The following is a 19,507-nucleotide window of genomic DNA, read 5'->3' as shown; positions in this document are numbered from 1 at the left end:
TTCCTCCTATCGTGTCGCTGGTGTCACCGGGGCACGAGCTGGCCCCAGCTCGATCCGTTGGCGACGACGCCGTAACCGTCGCTGCCGTCACCGAGCAACGAGATCGGCACGCCCGCAAGCGTGGTCGTCGGTCCGAAGTCGTTGTCACCCGGAGCGCTCGCGTGCAGCCGACCGCTCTGCCCCGCGATGGTCAGGACACCGCCGTGGATGCTGGCCGGCACGGTGCCGATCGGCGCGAGGAACGGCGCCACGGGGTTGGTCACGCGCAGCGTGTACGAACCGTCGTGGGGGACCGGCGACGCGGCGGCGGTTCCAGCACCGAGTCCGGCGATGGCCCCGGCGGCGGCGAGGGTGACAGCGGCGGTGGTGATCTTGCTGATGTTCATTCGATACTCCTTTTTGATCCGTAGTCGTGTGAAAGGTTTTGGGGGACTATGTAATTCGTTGAAACTGTGCCTCAGTGATCACCCCTCACCGTCGGCCGGTTCGGTGGCCGACGCCGGACTCGACGACGAGGTGTCGTCGCCGGGCCGGACGAGCTGGGTGCGCAGCAAGCGGTCGCGGACCACCAACCACACGATCTGCGGCTTGCCGTCGTCGGTGGCCACCGGCGACGTGCCCGATGAGCCATCGACTATCAGAGCCGCGACGTTGACCATCGACGTTCCGGCACCTGTGGCCTTGGCGCCGAGAGGGATGCCCTTGCCGACGACTCGATATGGGCCCGCATCGAAATGCGCCTTGCAGGCACCGCTGTACGGCACGTCGTGACCAGTTCCGGGAGCCTCACCGGCGATCACCGGGCGACCGGTACCGGTCTCCACCGAGACCTTCCACCAGCCGGATTTCGACAGCGGCGCATCACGTTCATCCCAGTAGACACCCAGATCAGTCGGGGCGGTCTGCACCATCTGGACCCGGGACGCCTCCTCGTCGATCTGGGGCTTGATCCGGCCCGTCATGGCCGGGGGGAGGTTGATGTAGCTCAGGATTCGCATTTCGAGGTCGCCGGACGGACCGGCCTTCGTCACGTCGCCCTGGCAGGCGCGGATCGGGATCGCGCGCTGCACCGACGATTCGACAGCACTCGACTCGGATCGGTAAGCCGAGGACGCGGACGCCGCCTTAGATGACACCCCTGCTTTCACGTCGCCGACGGTCGACTGGTTACCGATGCTGTGCAGGCCGTACGCGATTCCGCCACCGATAGCCAGCACGCCGACCGCACCGATGGCCATGAGCGCCTTCGGGATTCGGTGGGGCGCGGCTGCGGCAGGTGTCGCGACGGGAGTGTCGTCGTCGACGACCTCGTACTCACCGAGGGTGGTGGGATCGACAGGGTTGCCATTTTCATCGACGTACTCGTAATCAGGCATTGTCGTTCTCCTTCTTGACCACGCGGCGCACCACACGCTTCGTGGGTGCGGGGGTAGGGGCTACGGATGCGGCAGTGGCTGGCACGCCGTCTGGACGGATCACGCCTGCCGTACGCAGCGACGCGAACATCGACGGGAACAGGCTCGGCATCACGACGAGTGACCCGAGCAGGAGGCTCACACCACCCGCGATCCACAGATTCTGGAAAACGTGCATCGCCGCCGAGACACCCTCGCGGACAACGAGAAAAGCGACTCCGTAACCGACCGAAATGAGTAGCAGGATCGGGATCGGGCAGCGGCGCAGGTAGCCGCCGGAGACGTTGGACGCGCTCTGCGCGACCTGACGCAGGAACTCGGCGTCAGCGTCGCCGCGCCCGGCCTGAGCCGCTGCGGTAGCGGCGGCTGTGGGGACGCCGATGACGCCGCGGCTCCATAGGCGACCGCAGAAGAACACCAGCGACGCCGACGCGGCGATGCTCGCGTATTCAGCCATCGGCCCTTGACCGACGGCCCACACCAACATCCCCAACCCGCCAAAGAGGAGCAGGGTGGCGACGATGCGGATGATTTCTCCGGCGCCCGATTGGATATGGACGTTGACTGGTTGTGGCGCAGTCATCGCTGGCCCTCGCTTTCCAGGTAGGTGAGAGCCATCTCCAGGTCCTCGATCTCCGCAACGTCACGTGGTGGGTGATCCCGGCTCCACAGCCAGACCCACCACCGGACTTGTTCGGGCACCGTCCGCAGCCAGGCGAGCAGTTCGCGTCGGAAGATCACCGCGAGCCACGCACCGAGCGTCGCGAAGAACGCAGGCGTGCCGAGCCACTGCGGCGCGCCGCAGTGGGCCAGTCCGTACAGCACGCCCCACACCGATATGACCAGTGCCGCGAGCATGAGCAGCGCGAGGGCGACACCGCCGACGAGATCGCGCACACGCATGCCCCGTAGCCACACCCACACTTCGCGCAGGTCATCTCGCAATGCACCCATCTCAGCTCTCCTCGTCGTCGTTGTGGACCGTCACCCGCACCTGGACGGGTTCGGTCGGCTCGGTCTCAGGCAGCGGAGGCTCATCGCCCAGCCGCACCCGGATTGGTGCCGGTGCTGCGGTCGCCGCGCGATCCGGCACGGCCTCCCAGCCGTAGGCGTAGGCGAGCCACGCGCTGCGGCCGACGCCGAGCGTCAACTGGGCCAGCCAGTACCAGCCCCAGAATCCCAGCCCTCCGCCGAAAATCGTTGCGCCGGTGACGATCAGCACCACCAGCACGGTCACCACGACCGTCGCTATGCCCAGCGGGCGCCACCGCAGCGGTCCCCAGGCGGGCACCTTGCGATACCAGGCGCCGTAGATCGCCCACGACAGCGCGATCCCTGGACCGGCCAGCAGAGCGGCACCGACCTCGTACGTCGCGGCCCACACCGTGCGGCGCACCGAGGTCCCGTCATCACCCCACCGCCGACGGTGGAATCGGTGCGGCACAGCCACGTCGGCGGCACCGGCGTCGCCCGCTCCCACCTCGTAACGGGTTTTGCGCCTGACCCGCGTGGTCAGTCGTTGGCCGCGTCGCTGCCACTCGGGACGACGGGCGGCGTGCGCGACGACCCAATCGGCGCGCTCGCGCGTGTATCGGGGATCAGCCACGGGACACCTCGCCGGTCGACGCGGGGCCGCATCCGTGCTGGTCGGGGGACCACGTACCGCCCATCGCCACGCCCGCGCCGAAGATCACGATCGCGGCGATGGTGCTGCGGACCCACTTTCGGCCGAAGAACGAGGGCTTCGGGGTTGGCTTGGGCATGTCGGAACTCCCGTCTCTGTGCGAGGATTCATGAACCGGAGAAGTACTTACACATGTAGATGGTATCAACGCCGTATGCAATTACACAAGGCGTTGCTAAACTGGAGGAGACCCGATGACTGATACCGACGATGACAATCGACCAACCTTGAGATTCAACGTGACCGTTTCACCTGTGGATCGACGCCGCCTCAAGAAGGCGGCGGCCGATGTCGACACACCGATGGCCGTGCTGGCGAGAACGTTGATCAATTACGGCATCGACCATCTCGACGATCCCGAGATCAAGGCCGTGGTCGACGCCGCAGCCGAGGCTGAGCACGTCCGCCGCGTGGACGCGGCGTCCAAGGGCGGCAAGGTCGGCGGCGGGTCCAACAAAAAGAAGGAGTAACATCAATGTCGCTGTACCGCAAGGGTTCCGTCCCATTCAAACCCAAGCCCACGCCGTTCGGCGGATTCATCGACGGCGAGCCGGCCGTCACTGGCTCACATCTGCTGGTGTCCGGCCCGAGTGGGGTCGGGAAGAGCCGGCGCGTAATTATTCCCGCGATCCTCATGTGGCAGGGCCCGGTAGTCGCGATCAGCTCCAAGCCCGACCTCATCGACATGGCGTTACAGCAGCGACTCGCGTGGGGCGGTTCCGGACGCACCTACGTGCTCGACCTCAGCGGCAGTGTTCCCGACGACGTTCTGCCCGAGGGAGTCACCCGCGTCGTAGCCGATCCGGTCGCCCTCGTGATCGACGATGATTCCGCGATCGATATGTCCACGATCCTCATCCAGACGGGCAGCGCCGGGGCTGGTGACGGCAGCGCGAAGTCGGACCCGTTCTGGGACACGATCTCGACCGCGCCGCTGGCCGCGCTGATCCGCGCCGCCGGTCCCGACGGCATCGCGTGGGCCCGTGCCGCCGTTGGCCGAGTCGAGGCCCCGGTCGTCGAGGAGGGTGAGGAACCCGACACCACCTCGCCGTGCTGGGTCAACGCCATCGGGCGCCTGGAGGGAATGGGCAGCGACATGCTCGCGGAGGAACTCGCGGGTGCCGCGAAGCTGAGCGACAAAATGCGGGACTCGGTGCTCGCGACGATGAAATCGGCGGTTGCGCCCTGGTGGCGGCGCGATGTGGTCGGCCCCGAGGGCACCACACCGTTCACCCCGGCGATGCTCGAACACCCGCGGTCCACTCTGTTCATGATCGCACCGGCGGACGGGGTGGCCGCCGGTGCCGCTGTCGGCGTCGTCGACACCATCTCCGCGCATTGGCGGCGGGCACAGACCGCGCCGGAACCGTTGCCGCACTTGCTGATCGCGGTTGACGAGTTGTGCAACACCTTGCCGTGGAAAAAGTTGCCGGTCGTTGTGACCGAGGCCCGCGCAATGGGCATCGCGGTCCTCGCGGCTGTCCAGGCGACCAAGCAGTTCAGTCGCCGATTTGGCCACGACATCATGGAAGAACTCAGAGCTGTGTTCCCGTCGGTCCTGGTGCTGTGCGAGGCGGACGAGAAAGAGATGTTGGAGAGGGCCGCATGGTCGCACGGCCGCGGAGAGCGACACAAGGTCTCGACCGATCACGCGGGCCGGCAGAGCCAGTCGTCGGAACTCGTCGAGACGCTGCACGGCAGCGATCTTCTTCCGCAGGACATCGACCACGGTCGCCTGCTCCGTGGCCGTCGCCAGGCCGACGCCGACGACCCGGCGGTTCGGGCCGCCGGGATGCTCGTCGAGCTCCACGACATCGACCAGCTGCAGTTCGACGCCTGCTAGCCCAACAAAACAGTGCCCCGGTAGCAATCCGCTACCGGGGCACTGTTCTTTCCACTGTCATCTGCCACGCGAGGCGTCGCGTTGCTGCTCCTTCGCCGCCCGCTCCCGCAGAGCTTCGACGGTGCGATCCCGCAGCGGCGTCGGCGGGTTCGCCGCCTTCCACGCGGCGTCGGCGGCGGCTTCCTTGGCAGCCGCCGTCTCCCGGCCCGCGGCATGCGACATCTGCGTCCGGGCCAGCCGCGCTTCCGGGCCGGACACCGCGGCCTTGCCGTAGCGCTTCGCGACGGCCTGCTCGCCGCCTGGCTGGGAGAGCATCTCCTTGATGTTCCCGAGCCGTTCCGCGTCGATGTCGGGGGTGTCGCGCGTCGCGGCATCCTCACCGGCGCGGAGGGCTGATTTCACTTCTTTGTGCTCATCTCGCAACTTGCCTACTCTCTTCTCCTCGGCCTCAGCGGTTTCCCGTTCCACCTCTTGGTCGGCGATCCGATCCGCCAGTTCGTCCTTACTCATTCCTTCTCTCTCTCCTTCTTGTTGCTGTCGGTGCCTACAACACCGACACGTCTATCACCGTCGCGTGCGCGTCGTAACGCTCCATCGTGTGGTCGGCGCAGCACTTCTCGTCCAGCCAGACCTTGCCGCGAAAACCGAAGTGTTCGATGTACGTGACCCGGACCGTGGCGGGTGCCGAGCAGCGCGGCTCGCAGCACCGCGGCTGCGCGGCGGCGAGTGCGTCGGCGAGCTGCTCGCGCACGGTGCGGCCCGGGATCAGCTCGCTGGTCATCGCTTGTCGCCCCGCAAGAGCTGGTGATAAGCCTCGTACGACTCGACCAGCCGCTTGCCGCCGAGGTAGATCGCGTATCCGAGCCCGCCCGCGACGAGGAGTGTTGCGACCGCGATCCAGGATTTCGTAGAGATCGAATCGGTGCCCTCGAACGCGCCCCAGGCCCACCGCGACAGGGGCCCGATGCCGAGGATTTCCGCCACAGGCACTACCAGCATCGCGAGTAGCGTCGCCGCGACGACGTACGGAACTATCAGTACCCCGATCCGGTAGGCATACCCCCACGTGATCGCCTTCTCAGCGCTGGCCCGCGTCTTGGCCAGCTCCACGACCACCTCCCGCACCTCGCGCACTGTCCGGTCGGTCACCGCAGGCGACGTGGCGGGTGCGCGGTCGGGCGCCCGCCGTACAGCCGCGTCCAGGTGGGGGGTCAGATCAGTCGCCACGCCCTCGGCCACCTCTTTCACCAGCTCGTTCCTGCTGTCCGCGGACAGCTTCATCGCGGAGGGGGGTGCGGGTCGAGCGATCAGGCGATCGACTCGATCGCTGATCCCGACCGAGTGCGTCTTCAGCGCCGTCAGCTCCCCGCTCAGTACTTCGATTAGCTTCGACAGCTCGTCGATCCGGCTGTCCGACTTCGCCGGCGCGCTCACCGTCGTCACCAGTGCCTGCACGGCCGCGGTCGTGTTGTTCTGCGAGCCGCTCAGCTGCTCGACGAGCGTTCGCAGCGTGGAGAGCTCCGACCGCAGTCGCGTCAACTCGCTCGACTCGGATTCCGTCGGCGGGTCGCCGCTCTGCAACTCGCTCAGCCGCGCTTCCCGGTCGTCGATCTCGGTCATGATCCCGTCCCTTCCTCTTGTGCTTGATCCGCCGGTCGATCTGACCGCCGGTGTATTCCGGCCCCAGATGACCCGTCGAGAACTCGACCCGGCCATCGTGGGTGTCCAGCGCGATCAGCGGTTCGTCGACCCGCCCGGTCACTGTGAGTCCGTGGTCGGGAGCCGCGGCGATGAGGTGATCGCGGTCTGTCACCCAGTCGTCGACCAGAGCCAGGTCAATCCGTTCGCGGGCGACCGACTCGTACGTACCGCCACGCTCTCGCACCCCCACCGCGTAGCCATCGAGATCGCGGTCCCACGGGGGTTTGCCGTCCGGCGTCAAAAAGACGGGCACCGGGCGTTCAGCGGCGGGCGGGGGAGCGGGCAACAGAACTCGTTCCGGCGGTTCGAGCACCTCGCCCGCGGCGATGCGCTCCGCGTTGAGCGCGCACTGGGCCTCGACGCTCGCACGCGTGAAGTCAGGACCGATCTTGCGGGCGCGCTCCTTCATGGCGACGCCCTCGTCGGTGGTCCACCCGTAGCTCGCGCCACCCTTGCCCGCGGCCCGCACGGTCACCCCGTCGGCGGCGAGGCGCGACACGTAGTCGTCCCAGGAATCCGCCAGGCTCCGGGCCTCGCGGAGCTTGACCCGAACTTCGTCATGGCTGCTGTAGCCGGGCCCATCGGGATCGGATCGCTGGGCGAGATCGCGCGTCGTGGCGTGCTCGCCCCGCCCCTTGGCGGCCTCCCGGCAATCCCCGACATAGCGGGCGTTGTCGTACCCAAAATGCTCCAGGATCAGTTCGTCGGTGCCACCGGGGCCGTGACGGATCGAGTGGATATTCTTCATCTCGCCGTCGATGGCGCGACCGGCGGCGTACCGACGCTCGGTGCCGTCGGGCATTTCCAATACCGCCTCGCGGCTGCTCGCATTGGCGACGATGCAGTGCGTATGCCACTTTCCCGGCTGCCAGGTCCGCTCGCCGTCGGGCGTCTCGACCCAGCGGCCGTTATCTCTCTGCGTCACCAGTTTGGCCATGTGACCTGGGAACTTGTTCCTGATCAGCGCCCGCGCCATCACGTGCTGCCGGTGGCCGGCCTGCTCGTCGTGAGGATCAGCCTCGTCATGTGTCTGGCTGAGGATGACGTGATAAGCCTTGTGCTTGAGGCCCTGTTTTCCATGCACGACCGTGTTCTCGTGCAGCCTGTCGACGAAGGTCTCGGGCGTGCAGTCGCCCAGGGTGGAGATGAACTCGACGCGCTGTGTCGGCTCAGGACTGCCCGCGTCCTTGGAGGCGATGTTGCCGGTGTAATGATCCAGCGCGGTCACATTACCGGCGGGACTAATCTCCGTGACGGCCATATCATTTCCCGCCGAGTATCGCGTCGAGGGTCTGTCGGACCGCTGCGAGCTCGGCGGCGAGGGCGTTGACCGCGGCTCGCAGCTCGGCCAGCTCGTCGCTGATTCCGACAGGCAGTTCCCTGTACGTGTTGCAGTACCTGGCGAGCTGGTTGCAGTTCCGGCCGATCCCCGCGCTCTGGTGCGCGATGTCGCTGAGCCGGTCACCGATGATGCCCAACTCCACCGCGAGCGCCGCCCGCAGCGTCGGATCGACTTCCCTCACAACGCGCCCGAGCCAGGCGTCGACCGCCTGCTCGACCACCGCCGACAGCGACCGCGTACCGGCCCGCTTCGCGAGCCTTGCCCGCGTACCCGGTCGCGGCCGGAACGCGATCGGCTGCTCCTTCGGCGCACGACGCGACGCCATCGGTGCACCTCCTCGTCCGTGCTTCGGCGTGTGCAGTTGCACACGCCGTTGCTGGTTACGGTACCGGACGCGAGGGCGTTCTGTCACGTGTACTGGTACACGGTCCGTACATGGCAAGCATCCCCGCCGTAAACACTCGGCCTTCGGCCTCGTGTTTCCGCCCTCGCTGCGCTCGGGGTCGCGGGGTGCCCGTTAGGGGGCTGGCGCCCCCTAAGACCCCCGGGGCCGGCCGTTGGCCGGATCGCCTACGGCGCAAGGGGATCGGGCCCCGCGTCCGCGGGGGAGTCGGGAGGTACCGCCTCGGCGGAACCGCCATGGGGGACCCGCGGCCGGAGGACGGCACGGGAGTTCCGGCTCAGGTGCTGAGGGGGTTGTACGCGGTCGCGCAAGCGCACCCGCGCACGCCCGACCGAGCCGGATTCGGTGCCGGGTGATTGTCGCGGTGGTGGCGGAACGCGGCGCCGGGATACCTGGGCACTGGGCCGGCACCGGCGCGGTACTGGACCGGAGGGGCTGTGATGGGGGGTTGTTTCCGGGCGTACTGGTCCGGGATGATGGCCGGTCAACTGGCCCCGGTTTCTGTTGCGGTCGGTCGCGAGCGAGTAACGCGAAACAATAACGCAGAGAGTAACTCTCGATCAGGATCGGAATAACGTAGAGCAGGATCGGAATAACGTAGAGCCCGCCCCGACTATTCCGTCGGCACGGGCTCTACGGCGTGCCGCCTTCGGAGCTACCTACCTCACTGCGGCGAGCTTCGGAGCCTGAGGGTCACCCGCCGCGACGCGCAGCCACCCGCTCACCGTTGACCGAGACCGTCCAACGTCATCAGCGATGGACTGCTTCGACGCGCCTGACGCGGCGAGCCGCAGCACCCTCGCCAGCTCGTCGGGATCGGCCGCGATCTGACTCTTCGCCAGCACCTCGTCGGCTCGCCGTCGCCACTCGTCGGTGTCGCTCGTCGGGGTCGCCGCCAGCTCGTCGGCGACCAACTCGCCGGGGTCGTCGGTCACGCTCGTCGGGGTGGTCGTCGTCAGCTCGTCGGTACCCGTCGTCGGTTCGCCGGTATCAGCTCGTCGGCGCTCGTCGGCCAGGTCGTCGCCGGGGTGAAGACCAAGGTCAACAGCCCGACGAGCGGTAGCCGCCAGCTCGACGGCGACCAACTCGCCGGGGTCGTCGGTCACGCTCGTCGGACTCGGCGGCGACAGCTCGTCGATGCTCGCCGCTGGGTCGTCGGCGGGTACCGCCGAGCCCGACGACGAGGTCGTCGGGACTTCGGCGGTGACCCACTCGCCGGTGGTGGCCGTCGAGGTCGCCGCCGGGTCGTCGGCAACCGTGTCCCGGGCGATCCGACGCGCCGCCCAGACACCGCCGACGGCCATCACGATCAGCAGCGTGTCGATCGACAGCGGCAGGAACGCTGGGTGCTCCCACTTCCAGTGCGCGGCCAGCCGAGACAGCGCCGAGAAGGACCCGCCGAAGGACATCGCCGCTCCGAACAGAGCGCCGACCGCGACCAGGGCCGTGGGGAGGCGGTCCTCCCAAGAACCGCCCGCCGCCTGCACGAGACGCGTCGTTGCCTCGGTCGCCAACAACAACGAGACGGGCATCAGGGCGGCGGCGACCGCCGCCCCCGCCCGATTCCACTCACCACCGCCGGACACCATCACGGCGTCGGCGGCGTTGAGCAGGATGGTGGTGGCCGCGAAGGCGATGGTGCACCGGCGGAAGAACCTTTGGTGGTATCGGTCATCCATCGGACTGCTCCTGTCGGTCACGCCATGCGGCATACGCGTCGTAGTCGATTGTCGGGGGCATCGGGAGGCCGAGGATCACTGCCGCGTGATCCGCGGCTGTTCGCACATCGCGGTCACGGAGTTCGCGTAACCCCTCCAGAGCAACCTCTCCGAGGCGCGTGATGTCCGGCGTGGTGTGGTAAGTGAGGTGAAGCGTGTGCTGTTCGACCGCGGCGAACAACGCGTCCACGACCGCCACCGCGTAGATCTCACGATCGCTTCGGTACCCCGAGAGGTCATCGGGTGAGCGATCGCAGCGACCGTCGATCCATGCGGCCCAGTAGTCAGGCGTCCTCGGCTTCATGCGGCGCCACCCATCGACGCGGTGGTGACGAACCGCTCGATCTCACCCAGCAACGCGGCGATCTTGGCGGCCTGGCGGGGTGACGGCTCGGTGCGCTTGCGGAACATCTTGAGCAGGAAGTCGTAGTCGTGGATCGGATCACCACCGTTCCACACCGACGGCGCGAACGCGCCGCTGTCGTACAGGGCCAACAGACGTGCGGCGGTGAGGTTTCGCCCCGGACCGCGCAGCGTCAGGTGGCCGCCCCGGGCCACCACTGCGGCCACGTCGTGCAGGTGGCGCAGCGTGCGGGCCTTGTTCACCATGCCGACGACGCCGAAATGATTGATGCAGTCGCTGCCGATGGGGTGGAGCACCGCCCCGTCACGATGCTCGATCGTGTACAAGTAGCGCAGATTGGGCTGCCCGCACACGCATTCGCTGGCCGCGGTCTCGTCCTCGGTCACGTCGGTGACCTCGAATCCGCGCCGTGCCACGTCCCAGGGCAGGCCGGTCGCCGCCTCGACGGTCCGTACCAGCGTCGCGCGGATGCGATCACTGCTGGCATCGGTGACGACGGCACCGATGTAGTCGTCGTCGCTCATGTTGTTGCTGTGCATCTTTCGTTCCTTCGTCTTGGTTAGGTGGAGACTGTTGTCGGGGTCGCTGGGGTCATCTCGGCGGCACACCATCACCCCTTCGCCGACCAGCGCGGGCCGTGGAGCGTGCCCTCGGCGGGAATCGGGATGCCGCGGACCGTGGTGCTCATCAGCTCGACCAACCGGGCGAGCAATTCCTCGGCGCGGCCCTCGTCGACCTGCACGAGGAGTTCGTCGTGGATAGGCATCACCAGACCCGGGCCGAGATCAGGGTCGGCGGCCACCCGGAGGAGGGCGTCGGCGAGAACGTCCCTGCTGTAGCCCTGGATGACGACGTTCAACGCCTTCCACGAGTTGCCGGGATTGAGCCACTGGCGGCGCCCACTCGGCAGCGTCCACGACGACAGGCCCTGTTCACATAGGGGCGTGATCTTCGCCCGCGCCCAGGGCGCGAGGCCCGAGTACGTCTGGTCGTAGCTGGCCAGCACCTCTTTGGCCTTCTCGACCGCGATACCGGCGCTCTGCGCGAGAGTGTCGACACCGCCGCCATACATACGACCCAGCACCACGGACTTCACCGTTGATCGGTCGGCCTTCGTCGCGTCGGCGCCGTACAGCTCGCGGGCCAGTACCCAATACGGATCGAGAACTCTCGGGTCCGACACCGTGGACGGATCGGTGGTGAACATCGTGGTCAACCGCGCGTCGCCGGTCACCGCGGCCGCGACCCGCATCTCCACCGAAGCGAAATCAGCCGCGACGAACGTCTTACCGGGGTCAGCGACGAAGCACTCGCGGACCCGCACCGAGGCATCCCGCGCTGGCAAGTTCTGAAAGTTCGGATCAGCCGATGCCATGCGGCCGGTGGACGCCTTCAGCGGGATCAACGTCGGGTGGATGCGATCACCACCGGACCGGAGATACCGCTGGTAGTACGTCGTGATGAGCTTGTGCGCATCACGCCACCGCTGGTATGGACCGGCCAGTTTCGACCCCTGAGCCCTCCACGCCTCCAGCACCGCTCGGTCGGTGCCGATAGCCCCCGACGACGTGCGGGTGATCTCCAACCCCTCGCCCTCGGACACCGCCACCGCCAAGTACTGCGGCGACCACAGCTTCATGCCCGCTGCGTTGAACACCAACTCGGCGGCGACGGTATCCAACTCAGCGAGCGCCCGGTCCCTGACCTCCTCTTGTTCGGTCAGGCGCGCCTTGGTGAAGTCAACGTCGAGCCCGACACCACGCAGGCGCATGAGCGCGGCCTGCTTCGACAGGGCTCGCTCGCGGTCCCAGGACTGCTGGCTCACCACCAGTTCGGCCAGGGGCAGGAGGCTCTCGGCCAACAGTGACCCGTCGATGATGTCGGCGGCGGCATAGGCGACGAACTCCGGCGCGGTGATGTCGGCCCGGGACCAGGCCGACTCGCCGTACACCTTCGCGTCGAGCGAGCCCCAACCCTGATTCTTGGCCACGGCGGCGAGGTCCTTCTTCGCCTGGGCCGACACTGCCCGGTCCGGGAACAACGCCTCAGTCATTCCCTTGAGGCCGTAGCGAGTAACCGTCGCTTCGCCCTTGCCCGCGCTCGGGTTGATGAGCATCCCCGCGACGTAGGTGTCGTACACCCGCTCGTACACCGAATCGAGGTCATCGACGATGCCCTCGTACGCCAGCGCCACCAAGTCGTAGTCGGCGTTGTGAGCGGCCAACTTGGGGGCGGCGGCGATGATCTCGCGGGCCAGTTCCAGTTGGTCGTCATCGGCTGCGTCGAGGACCACGACCACCTCGGACGTACCGAGCTGGATCGTGCGGAGGCAGAACCGCGGGTCACCGAGGTCGAACCCGGTCGTCTCGACATCGACCACCAGGTAGCGGCCGTCGGCGATCTCGTCCAGCAGCGCCTGTCGCGCGGCGGCCCGGTCGGTGGGATACACGTACGCGCGTGCCCCGTGCAAAGTGCTCATCAGTTCTCTCCCAAAGTCGTTGTCAGACGGTCGGTGTCGAGGGCTACGGCGTAACCCACCAGTTCAGCGGGCAGGCCGCGGGTCGCGGCGGCGGTCAGCGACAGCGCCCGGGCCTGGTCGGTGGCACCGGCGGCCGCGGCCGCCGCCGCGTCGGTCTTCCACCGCGCCACATCGGTCGGTGACGTGTACCGGCCGGTCGTCGCCGGGGTCCACGAGGCCAGGTCGCCCTCACGAGTCAGGCGACGCTCCCGGACGGCGAGACCTGCAGCGTCGAGAATCTCGATGGACGCCGCCAGCACGGCCCGCATCCACACCGGATCGGTGGACCCGGCCAGGTCACTGAGCAGGACCGTCGGCGGAACCAGTCGCACCGCCCCGGCGGGGTCGATCGCGCCCAAGGCGGTGGAGTCGCCAGGTATAGCCGCGCCGATCAGGGTCGACAGCATCTCGGCGGTCAACAACGGCTGGTCGAGGTGGTCGGCCAGGGCCGTGCCCAGAGCGGCCGGGTTAGGCGCGGTCGGACCGACTATGGGACCGCTACCAGCCACCGGGCCGGGGGTGGGGTTGTCGTCCGGGTCATCTTCGGGCTCACCGTCGGGCCACAGCGCCGGGATCAGTGCGGCGGCATCGGACCCGGCCATGTCCCACTCAGAGGGGTCGAGGATGCGGCGGTCCAGTGCCCGCTTGTTCCCCCGGGCGCCCACAAGGATTCGCTGCACACCGAGCGCCATGGCGCGGTCCACCAGGCGGTTGCGGCCCATCGCGGCGCCGTTGTTCAGTTCGGCCCACGCCCGGAACGCGGCCGCGAGCTGCGTCGATGTCGCCGCACCCGGGGTACCGACCGACCCGGCCCCGACAATGATGCCCGGCTCCATCTCAACGACGCAGGGGGCGGTGCACTCGGCGAGGAACTGTGCCACCCGGTCGGTTCGGCCCGAGAAGAACTCCATCACCGCAGGGTGGGCCACCGGCGACGCCTTGCCATACGCCCGCGCCCACCGACCGAGGATGGATGGCAGTTCCGCCACCAGGGCCGCTTCGACCGAGGGGTCCTCGCGCCCGAGGTACGACCGCGGGAACGCGACAGGCACCATGCGGGCGAAGAACGCATCCTCGGCGGGAACAGCCGGAATACTGTTGCCCGCGAACAGAAGTGACATGTTCGTCGCGAATGAGATCGCCGGGCCGTATTTCACGTCGGCGAACAGGCGGTCGCCGCCGGTGATCGACTTGAAGGCGGTGAGATCGCTGACATCCTTGGCGGCGATCTCACCGCACAGGTTGATGGCCTTGCCCCGGAGGGAGCCGACCGCGTACTTCGACGACCCCAAGTCGGCCATCGATACCGATGCGACCTGCTCATCACCGAAGGCCGTCTTGACTAAACGCAGCACCGTCGACTTGCCCGTCCGCGACGTGCCGAAGAGGAGGCCCGCCTTGCTCGACGGCTGGCTGCCGTCGAGTGCCTGCGCCATGAGCGCGTCCAGGACGAGGGCCTGCTCGGCCCCGACGCGCTCCAGCACCCATCGGTCGTACTTCGGGCACTCGCCGTTCACATCAATCGCGACGGCCAGCTGCTGCGTCGACAGGAACTCCGGTGTATGAGGTCGGTTCGCGCCCGTGCGCAGGTCCAGAAGTCCGCCGGGATGATTGACGATCGGCTCCGGCGGCGTGTCCCACGTGCGTCGACCGAGGTCGAACACGATGCCGAGCAGGCGGCCGTACACATCGCTGTGCCCGCCGCTGTAGTGATTCCCCAACAACAGGCCCATCACCGCGTGGAACTTGGCGTCCCGGCGAACATCGGCCTCGACGAACACACCTCTCTCGGCGTCATACCAGGCCAGCGCGCCGGTTGACGTGATCGCCAAGTGGAACGCCTTGACCAGCGCCTCGGCAAGGGTGTCGGGGAGGAGGCCGTGAATCGACATCTGGCCATCCTCAGTTCGGATGTCCCACACGTCACTCGGTTGCAGCCCGATGTCGTGCCCGAACCACCGACCGGTCGCCGGATTGATCTTCAGGTCCAGCGACTTGTACGCGGGGTCGGGGTCTACGGGGAAACCCCACCTGCGGCCCGTGGGGTCCGGTTCCTCCCGGGGCGGGGGCGGCGGGGCTGCCGGGCGGTGCAGTGCGGGTTTGGGGAGACCGGTGGCGCCCAGTGCCGCCAGGCGACTGGCACGCTCATCGACCGCGATGGTCGCCAGGAAGTCGTCAAGACCCGTCTTCGGACCAGCGACGGCCGGAACCTGCACGTAGACAACCTTTTTCGCGCCGGCCGTCTTGAGGTGATCGCCTAGTTTCACGGCGGCATCGAACACGCGTCGATTCGCGGCGGCATCCGCGTCGGGAGCGACGTACACGACACTGCCACGGAACGGGTCGGCCTCGGCCAGACTGCCGGTGATCCCGGCGGACAACGCCTGGATACCGGGGATGCCCACCACCGTCGCGTCGGCCTTTGCGTGCTCGAACGCGGCGGCGGCGGCGAAGGCCTGGCATGTCCCCTCTACCAGCCACACCGGGGCTTCTTTCGACATGGCCACCAGCGGCGCGCTGTAAGAGAGCACCGACTCGGGATCATCGGGGTCACGACGGTGCGAGACGTATTTCGCACCGCCTCCGGGGTTGTCGGGACGTAGCTGCATCTTGTCCGCGCGCCCACTGAGCTGACGCTGCGTGAACCGAATGCCAGTGCGGCTGGCCTTACCCGGCACCCAGTCAAGATCGGAGGGAAGAACGGCCGACCCGTCGTACGACCGAAACCACTCGGGATGCCGGTCGAGGTACCCGGCGTCGATGCCCCGGTCGAGCAGGAGGAGTTTGTGCTCGTCGGTCAAGTGTGAGACAACAACTTTCACGTTTCCGCTACTATTGGTAGCGGAAACTGAACTTTCAGCAGTCGTTTCGTCAGGAGCCCCGGCGGCCAGGCCGGGGTTTTCTCTTGCGCTCATTCCCCGGCACCCCGCAGGATTCCTGCTACCGCGAGCGCGGTACGAGTGCTCATGGGCGGCGCGGTTGCCGCGACGCTCTCAGCCCACTCCCGGATGTCGTCGCGGAGGTGGGGGTGCCGGGGAATGACGGGCGTAGGCCCGAAAAGGGCGTCGAGGTCGGCTTCCTCGACCTCATAGTGATTGCCGACTAGCACGGCCGACAGGTCGCCGCTGTTGACGAGGCGGTTGATGGTGGATTTCGATACACGGCAGTGCCGTGCGGCATCGCGAAGGGTGACGCGAGACATGGCGGGTCCCAGGAGGTGTGTATATACCTCGGACCCGCAACACCCCGACCCTATCGCGGCGGATCGTGCACGCTCTCAGCTTTTGGGCCGCGCGTGCGCCGGGTGATACGGCGCGCCTCAGATGACGCTGCCGATCGTCGCCGTCAAGAGACTCGGGGCGGCTCTGGAGCCGGGACGCGCGAGCGATCTTAACAACTAGCCATTGAGGTTGGCTGCGTCAACTGTACCACGGATCGTTATACGCGCCAGGTCATCACAAGTACCGCGGGTCGGCCGGGACCACGGGCCGCGCAATGCGCGTGCGTACGACGCTTTCAACGCTGTCGGTGGTACGAGTGCTGAAATACGCTGCGCGCGTCGGGATTTCGGTGCCACCGTCCTGGCGCCGCTCGCGCTCGGACTGGTACATGCGCTCGGCCCACCGCGAGTATCGCCGTGCCTCGCGGTGGTGGTCGAGGAACCGCCGCTCAGCTGGATGGAGGTGGGCAAGAGCGCCCTGGGAATCGGGCATGTAATCGCCGTCGTACGGTCGACCGTCGTCGATGCCCACCCAGATTCTCAGTGCGTCCACTCGGTGGGGGAGGGCGGGTAGGCCCGCGTCGGGGCCCTGCTGCTCCGTACTCAGATACGAGACCAGCAAGAGAGTCGCATCATCCGTGTCAGGCATAGGTCAACCATACCACCGAAACAAGAAATACGTTGCTACACAGTTGGATTCGGCTCATGCAACGCATCTCGGCCATGACATTGCGGCCATACCTAATGGCGTGTACGGCTATAACCGGCTGCGTCGAGACACCGCAGCGTTGACCGCTTCACGCCATGTGTTGTGTTCGGCCCTTTTTGCGTCCAGACTTTCGCGATTGGCTAGAAGCCAATCGCGTGCGGCCCTATTGAGCGTTGGTGCGCCTTGTGGTGGCGGCTGGTCTACGAAGAATACGACGTTGGTACATGGGTACTTCCGCCCAAGCGCCGACAACCGCCGAGCGGTGAAATCGCGCAACGAGTCGGCAGCAGCCTCTGCGTCGACAGCTTCGGTTTCACTCGGTCGATAGCCCGAATGTACGACTCGATTACGCACATCCGCGACCTTCGTACTCCAGACGCCGAGTTCACCTCGATCTAATCGCCACGTTCCGCCGAGTCGGGTGTGGAACTCGTTTTTGATTCGGGTTGTGATCGTCCCGGAGAAGACCTCCGCGGCATCGTCGATTGACACCCCCTCCTCCCACATCAACATGCCGAGCAAGCCATCGAACAGCACCTCGCAGGCGATGCCGAGGTGGATCACGGCGTCACGGAACGATCCAACGCCGTAGAGGGCGTACCCAGCGTCGGTTCGACACTCGACGTAGCGGGCCAGCGGGTCCAGTCGATCTAGTCGGCTTTGGAGACCTGCCGCCTGATCGAACATTGCGTAGTCGGTGCCGATTTCGCTAACCAGGCCACCCAGGTTGGGGGGCGCTCCGTCTTCGAGAACCGTGATACCGACGAAGGTAACTTCGGTCTCGTCCGGAGCGCGTCTGAAGGTGAGCACGGTTGGGAAGAGGCGTCGAATTGTCAACTCTGGCAGAGGGCGAGGGGCGACCACACGGTAGGACCGATGGAATTTCATCAGTTCAACCAGACACCGGTTGATAGAGGTCGTATCTGACGGCTCCTCACTGTTGAATGTGATGGCCTCCACGACGGTGCGGTACATCTCACCTGGAGCAATTTCTCGGTCGAGATACTCGTGCCCGACGTTTTCGTTGTCGGTCGGGTGCATCACGTCGAACGCCTTCATCAGCAACTTGCTCTCGTGCACGAACGGCGTGGGTGAGTCATCGACCATCTGCCAGAACCTCAAAGATACGAAGTTGTGCTCGCCGTCTAATACGGGAACAGGCGTCACGCCCGGTTGTGGACTGAAGGACACCCCATCCAATTCAGGTACTCGCTCATCGGTGGTGGAATACCAGGTTGCTTTCTGAGGTATCGGGATCGGATCGGGGAGCAAGATCATGAAACCGACTACGCATGGCGGAGCGATCTCATCAAAGAACTCCTGTGTCATGGACCAAGACTAGCTGCGTATTTCTCAGTTAACGCGCTACCAACACACATACCCCTAGTCATCCGTCTCCGGCGCGAACTTTCGTACTTGGAGATGGGTCCAGGAATGTCGCCGCCGATGCCCCGGTCAATCTAGAACGCTGGCATCAACCGAAGTCGCCTTGCAGAGGCGAGTGAAGTGGCCGGAGTCAGCCGCCCGTAAGAACTCCATGCATCGCCGGACCGAGTTGTAGACGGCTCGTGCGTCGAGAACGTCTACCGCCTCGCTCCCTTCGCCATGAGACCACCTGTTGCAGAAGTCATAGACGTCACGGTAGGGCTGGAGCTCTGGCTCCTCGATCATCGCCTCAAGTTGTTTGTCGAAGTGGCTCAGATCTGGCGTGCGATAACTCGCGAAGCTCTCCAGCACCTGGGCCGGTGCAAGTCGTCGCCGTATTCAGCTGTTGGGGTGATCTCGGGTCGTCGCCAGACCTCCAACGCGGTGCCGACGAGATATGCCCGACGTTTGGTGATTCGGGTTTCGTCCCACTCCGATGGCCAGGCTGCCGCATCTTCGCCGTCGACATCGGGCGGAGCTGCCAGGATCGACGCTGTGGTGATCAGCAGCGTGCTCTTCTGCTGAAGTGCCGCCTTCTTACTTGGCCAGGCCTTGTCGCGCATCTGGGAATTCAGTCGCCCATTTGTAAGCGTCAGATTCCCGACCGAATTGCTCGCCTGCTCGCGTCTCGCCACTAAGCCTTGGTCACTACCATCGGCCAGTGGCCAGTTGGCTTTCCAGTTCTGGGGCATGACGTGCTCGATGTTGAGGTACTCCCAGCGAGCGCGGACTGGATTCGTGTCTTCGGCCTTATCGTCGCGCAGGTGGTTCTCGATGCCGGTAAAGAACACCCGCTGACGCGCACTCTTGAGTCCGTAGAAGTTCGATCCCATGAGGGCGGCGACGAACTCGCCGTCGCCGGGCCAGTTTCGCGTCTCGCCCGCCACTCGTGCCAGCTCATGCGCGATTGCATCGCCGAGTAGTCCGCCAGCATCGATTCGCTTTCGAACTGACTGCAGGATGTGGATGAACAGGCGGTTGTAATCCTTGGTGGTCAGTTGGCGCTGGTTCTCACATAGATACTCAGGCTGCTGAACTACGCCAACGGAGCGCTGTAAGCCTGCTTTGCCCCCCGCGAGTCAAGTGGTGCCTGGCTGGCGCACTCTCAGTTTCGTGGGCTGCCGATAAGGTGAGGATCCCGCCACCCGTAGAGGAGCTGAAAATG

22 protein-coding genes are annotated in these 19,507 nt (G+C 66.3%); 2 read left to right on the top strand and 20 right to left on the bottom strand.

The window, feature by feature from the left end:
- Nucleotides 1-23 precede the first annotated feature (23 nt).
- The 6 genes from A5766_RS06710 to A5766_RS24325 form a co-directional block, all read right to left on the bottom strand.
- Nucleotides 24-386, bottom strand: coding sequence for a hypothetical protein (locus tag A5766_RS06710; protein ID WP_064903962.1), 363 nt, complete (start codon nucleotides 384-386; stop codon nucleotides 24-26).
- A gap of 78 nt (nucleotides 387-464) precedes the next feature.
- Nucleotides 465-1,376 (bottom strand): hypothetical protein, encoded by a 912-nt coding sequence (locus A5766_RS06705; protein WP_064903960.1) that lies wholly within the window; start codon nucleotides 1,374-1,376, stop codon nucleotides 465-467.
- Complete coding sequence (locus tag A5766_RS06700) at nucleotides 1,369-1,998, bottom strand: hypothetical protein (protein ID WP_064903957.1); 630 nt, start codon at nucleotides 1,996-1,998, stop codon at nucleotides 1,369-1,371. Before A5766_RS06700 ends, A5766_RS06705 begins: the two co-directional genes overlap by 8 nt.
- Nucleotides 1,995-2,369, bottom strand: a complete 375-nt coding sequence (locus A5766_RS06695; RefSeq protein ID WP_064903955.1) for a hypothetical protein — start codon at nucleotides 2,367-2,369, stop codon at nucleotides 1,995-1,997. The genes A5766_RS06700 and A5766_RS06695 overlap by 4 nt, the downstream gene beginning before the upstream one ends.
- Before the next feature lies 1 nt (nucleotide 2,370).
- A complete protein-coding gene (locus A5766_RS06690; RefSeq protein WP_064903952.1) occupies nucleotides 2,371-3,021 on the bottom strand; it encodes a hypothetical protein in 651 nt (216 codons plus the stop codon).
- On the bottom strand, nucleotides 3,014-3,178 hold the full coding sequence (locus tag A5766_RS24325; RefSeq protein WP_156527393.1) for a hypothetical protein: 165 nt from the start codon (nucleotides 3,176-3,178) through the stop codon (nucleotides 3,014-3,016). The genes A5766_RS06690 and A5766_RS24325 overlap by 8 nt, the downstream gene beginning before the upstream one ends.
- Before the next feature lie 115 nt (nucleotides 3,179-3,293).
- Here A5766_RS24325 and A5766_RS06685 point away from each other — a divergent pair, with 115 nt between their 5' ends.
- Together A5766_RS06685 and A5766_RS06680 are read left to right on the top strand one after the other, a co-directional pair.
- Entirely contained in the window at nucleotides 3,294-3,569 is a 276-nt protein-coding gene (locus A5766_RS06685; RefSeq protein WP_156527392.1) for a hypothetical protein, read from the top strand.
- A gap of 5 nt (nucleotides 3,570-3,574) precedes the next feature.
- Nucleotides 3,575-4,942 carry a type IV secretory system conjugative DNA transfer family protein gene (locus tag A5766_RS06680; protein ID WP_064903948.1) on the top strand — a complete coding sequence of 456 codons (1,368 nt, stop codon included), beginning with the start codon at nucleotides 3,575-3,577 and terminating at the stop codon, nucleotides 4,940-4,942.
- A gap of 57 nt (nucleotides 4,943-4,999) precedes the next feature.
- Here A5766_RS06680 and A5766_RS06675 read toward each other — a convergent pair whose 3' ends face one another.
- The 14 genes from A5766_RS06675 to A5766_RS06605 all read right to left on the bottom strand — a co-directional run bounded on the left by A5766_RS06675 (nucleotide 5,000) and on the right by A5766_RS06605 (nucleotide 19,229).
- Nucleotides 5,000-5,452, bottom strand: coding sequence for a hypothetical protein (locus A5766_RS06675; protein WP_064903946.1), 453 nt, complete (start codon nucleotides 5,450-5,452; stop codon nucleotides 5,000-5,002).
- 34 nt (nucleotides 5,453-5,486) lie between these two features.
- Entirely contained in the window at nucleotides 5,487-5,723 is a 237-nt protein-coding gene (locus tag A5766_RS06670; RefSeq protein WP_064903944.1) for a hypothetical protein, read from the bottom strand.
- Nucleotides 5,720-6,169, bottom strand: a complete 450-nt coding sequence (locus A5766_RS06665; RefSeq protein WP_156527391.1) for a hypothetical protein — start codon at nucleotides 6,167-6,169, stop codon at nucleotides 5,720-5,722. Before A5766_RS06665 ends, A5766_RS06670 begins: the two co-directional genes overlap by 4 nt.
- Nucleotides 6,159-7,904 carry a hypothetical protein gene (locus tag A5766_RS06660; RefSeq protein ID WP_064903940.1) on the bottom strand — a complete coding sequence of 582 codons (1,746 nt, stop codon included), beginning with the start codon at nucleotides 7,902-7,904 and terminating at the stop codon, nucleotides 6,159-6,161. The genes A5766_RS06665 and A5766_RS06660 overlap by 11 nt, the downstream gene beginning before the upstream one ends.
- 1 nt (nucleotide 7,905) lies before the next feature.
- Entirely contained in the window at nucleotides 7,906-8,310 is a 405-nt protein-coding gene (locus A5766_RS06655; RefSeq protein WP_064903938.1) for a plasmid mobilization relaxosome protein MobC, read from the bottom strand.
- Nucleotides 8,311-9,047: 737 nt separating this feature from the next.
- Nucleotides 9,048-10,067: a helix-turn-helix domain-containing protein gene (locus A5766_RS06650; RefSeq protein WP_064903936.1), complete on the bottom strand. Its 1,020-nt coding sequence runs from the start codon at nucleotides 10,065-10,067 to the stop codon at nucleotides 9,048-9,050.
- A complete protein-coding gene (locus A5766_RS06645) occupies nucleotides 10,060-10,410 on the bottom strand; it encodes a hypothetical protein (protein ID WP_064903934.1) in 351 nt (116 codons plus the stop codon). The genes A5766_RS06650 and A5766_RS06645 overlap by 8 nt, the downstream gene beginning before the upstream one ends.
- A complete protein-coding gene (locus tag A5766_RS06640) occupies nucleotides 10,407-11,009 on the bottom strand; it encodes a hypothetical protein (RefSeq protein ID WP_156527389.1) in 603 nt (200 codons plus the stop codon). Before A5766_RS06640 ends, A5766_RS06645 begins: the two co-directional genes overlap by 4 nt.
- A 71-nt stretch (nucleotides 11,010-11,080) precedes the next feature.
- Nucleotides 11,081-12,949 (bottom strand): DNA polymerase, encoded by a 1,869-nt coding sequence (locus tag A5766_RS06635; protein WP_064903930.1) that lies wholly within the window; start codon nucleotides 12,947-12,949, stop codon nucleotides 11,081-11,083.
- Entirely contained in the window at nucleotides 12,949-15,789 is a 2,841-nt protein-coding gene (locus A5766_RS06630; protein ID WP_064903928.1) for a DNA primase family protein, read from the bottom strand. The genes A5766_RS06635 and A5766_RS06630 overlap by 1 nt, the downstream gene beginning before the upstream one ends.
- 110 nt (nucleotides 15,790-15,899) lie before the next feature.
- Complete coding sequence (locus A5766_RS06625; RefSeq protein WP_064903926.1) at nucleotides 15,900-16,190, bottom strand: helix-turn-helix domain-containing protein; 291 nt, start codon at nucleotides 16,188-16,190, stop codon at nucleotides 15,900-15,902.
- A gap of 253 nt (nucleotides 16,191-16,443) precedes the next feature.
- Entirely contained in the window at nucleotides 16,444-16,857 is a 414-nt protein-coding gene (locus A5766_RS06620) for a hypothetical protein (RefSeq protein WP_064903924.1), read from the bottom strand.
- Nucleotides 16,858-16,965: 108 nt separating this feature from the next.
- Nucleotides 16,966-18,246, bottom strand: a complete 1,281-nt coding sequence (locus tag A5766_RS06615) for a hypothetical protein (RefSeq protein ID WP_156527388.1) — start codon at nucleotides 18,244-18,246, stop codon at nucleotides 16,966-16,968.
- 368 nt (nucleotides 18,247-18,614) lie between these two features.
- Complete coding sequence (locus A5766_RS06605; RefSeq protein WP_064903918.1) at nucleotides 18,615-19,229, bottom strand: HNH endonuclease family protein; 615 nt, start codon at nucleotides 19,227-19,229, stop codon at nucleotides 18,615-18,617.
- Nucleotides 19,230-19,507: the final 278 nt, after the last annotated feature.

The sequence above is a fragment of the Gordonia sp. 852002-51296_SCH5728562-b genome, from assembly GCF_001665475.1.
GTDB classification, from domain to species: Bacteria; Actinomycetota; Actinomycetes; order Mycobacteriales; family Mycobacteriaceae; genus Gordonia; species Gordonia sputi.
This window is presented reverse-complemented; position numbering and strand designations above follow the sequence as displayed.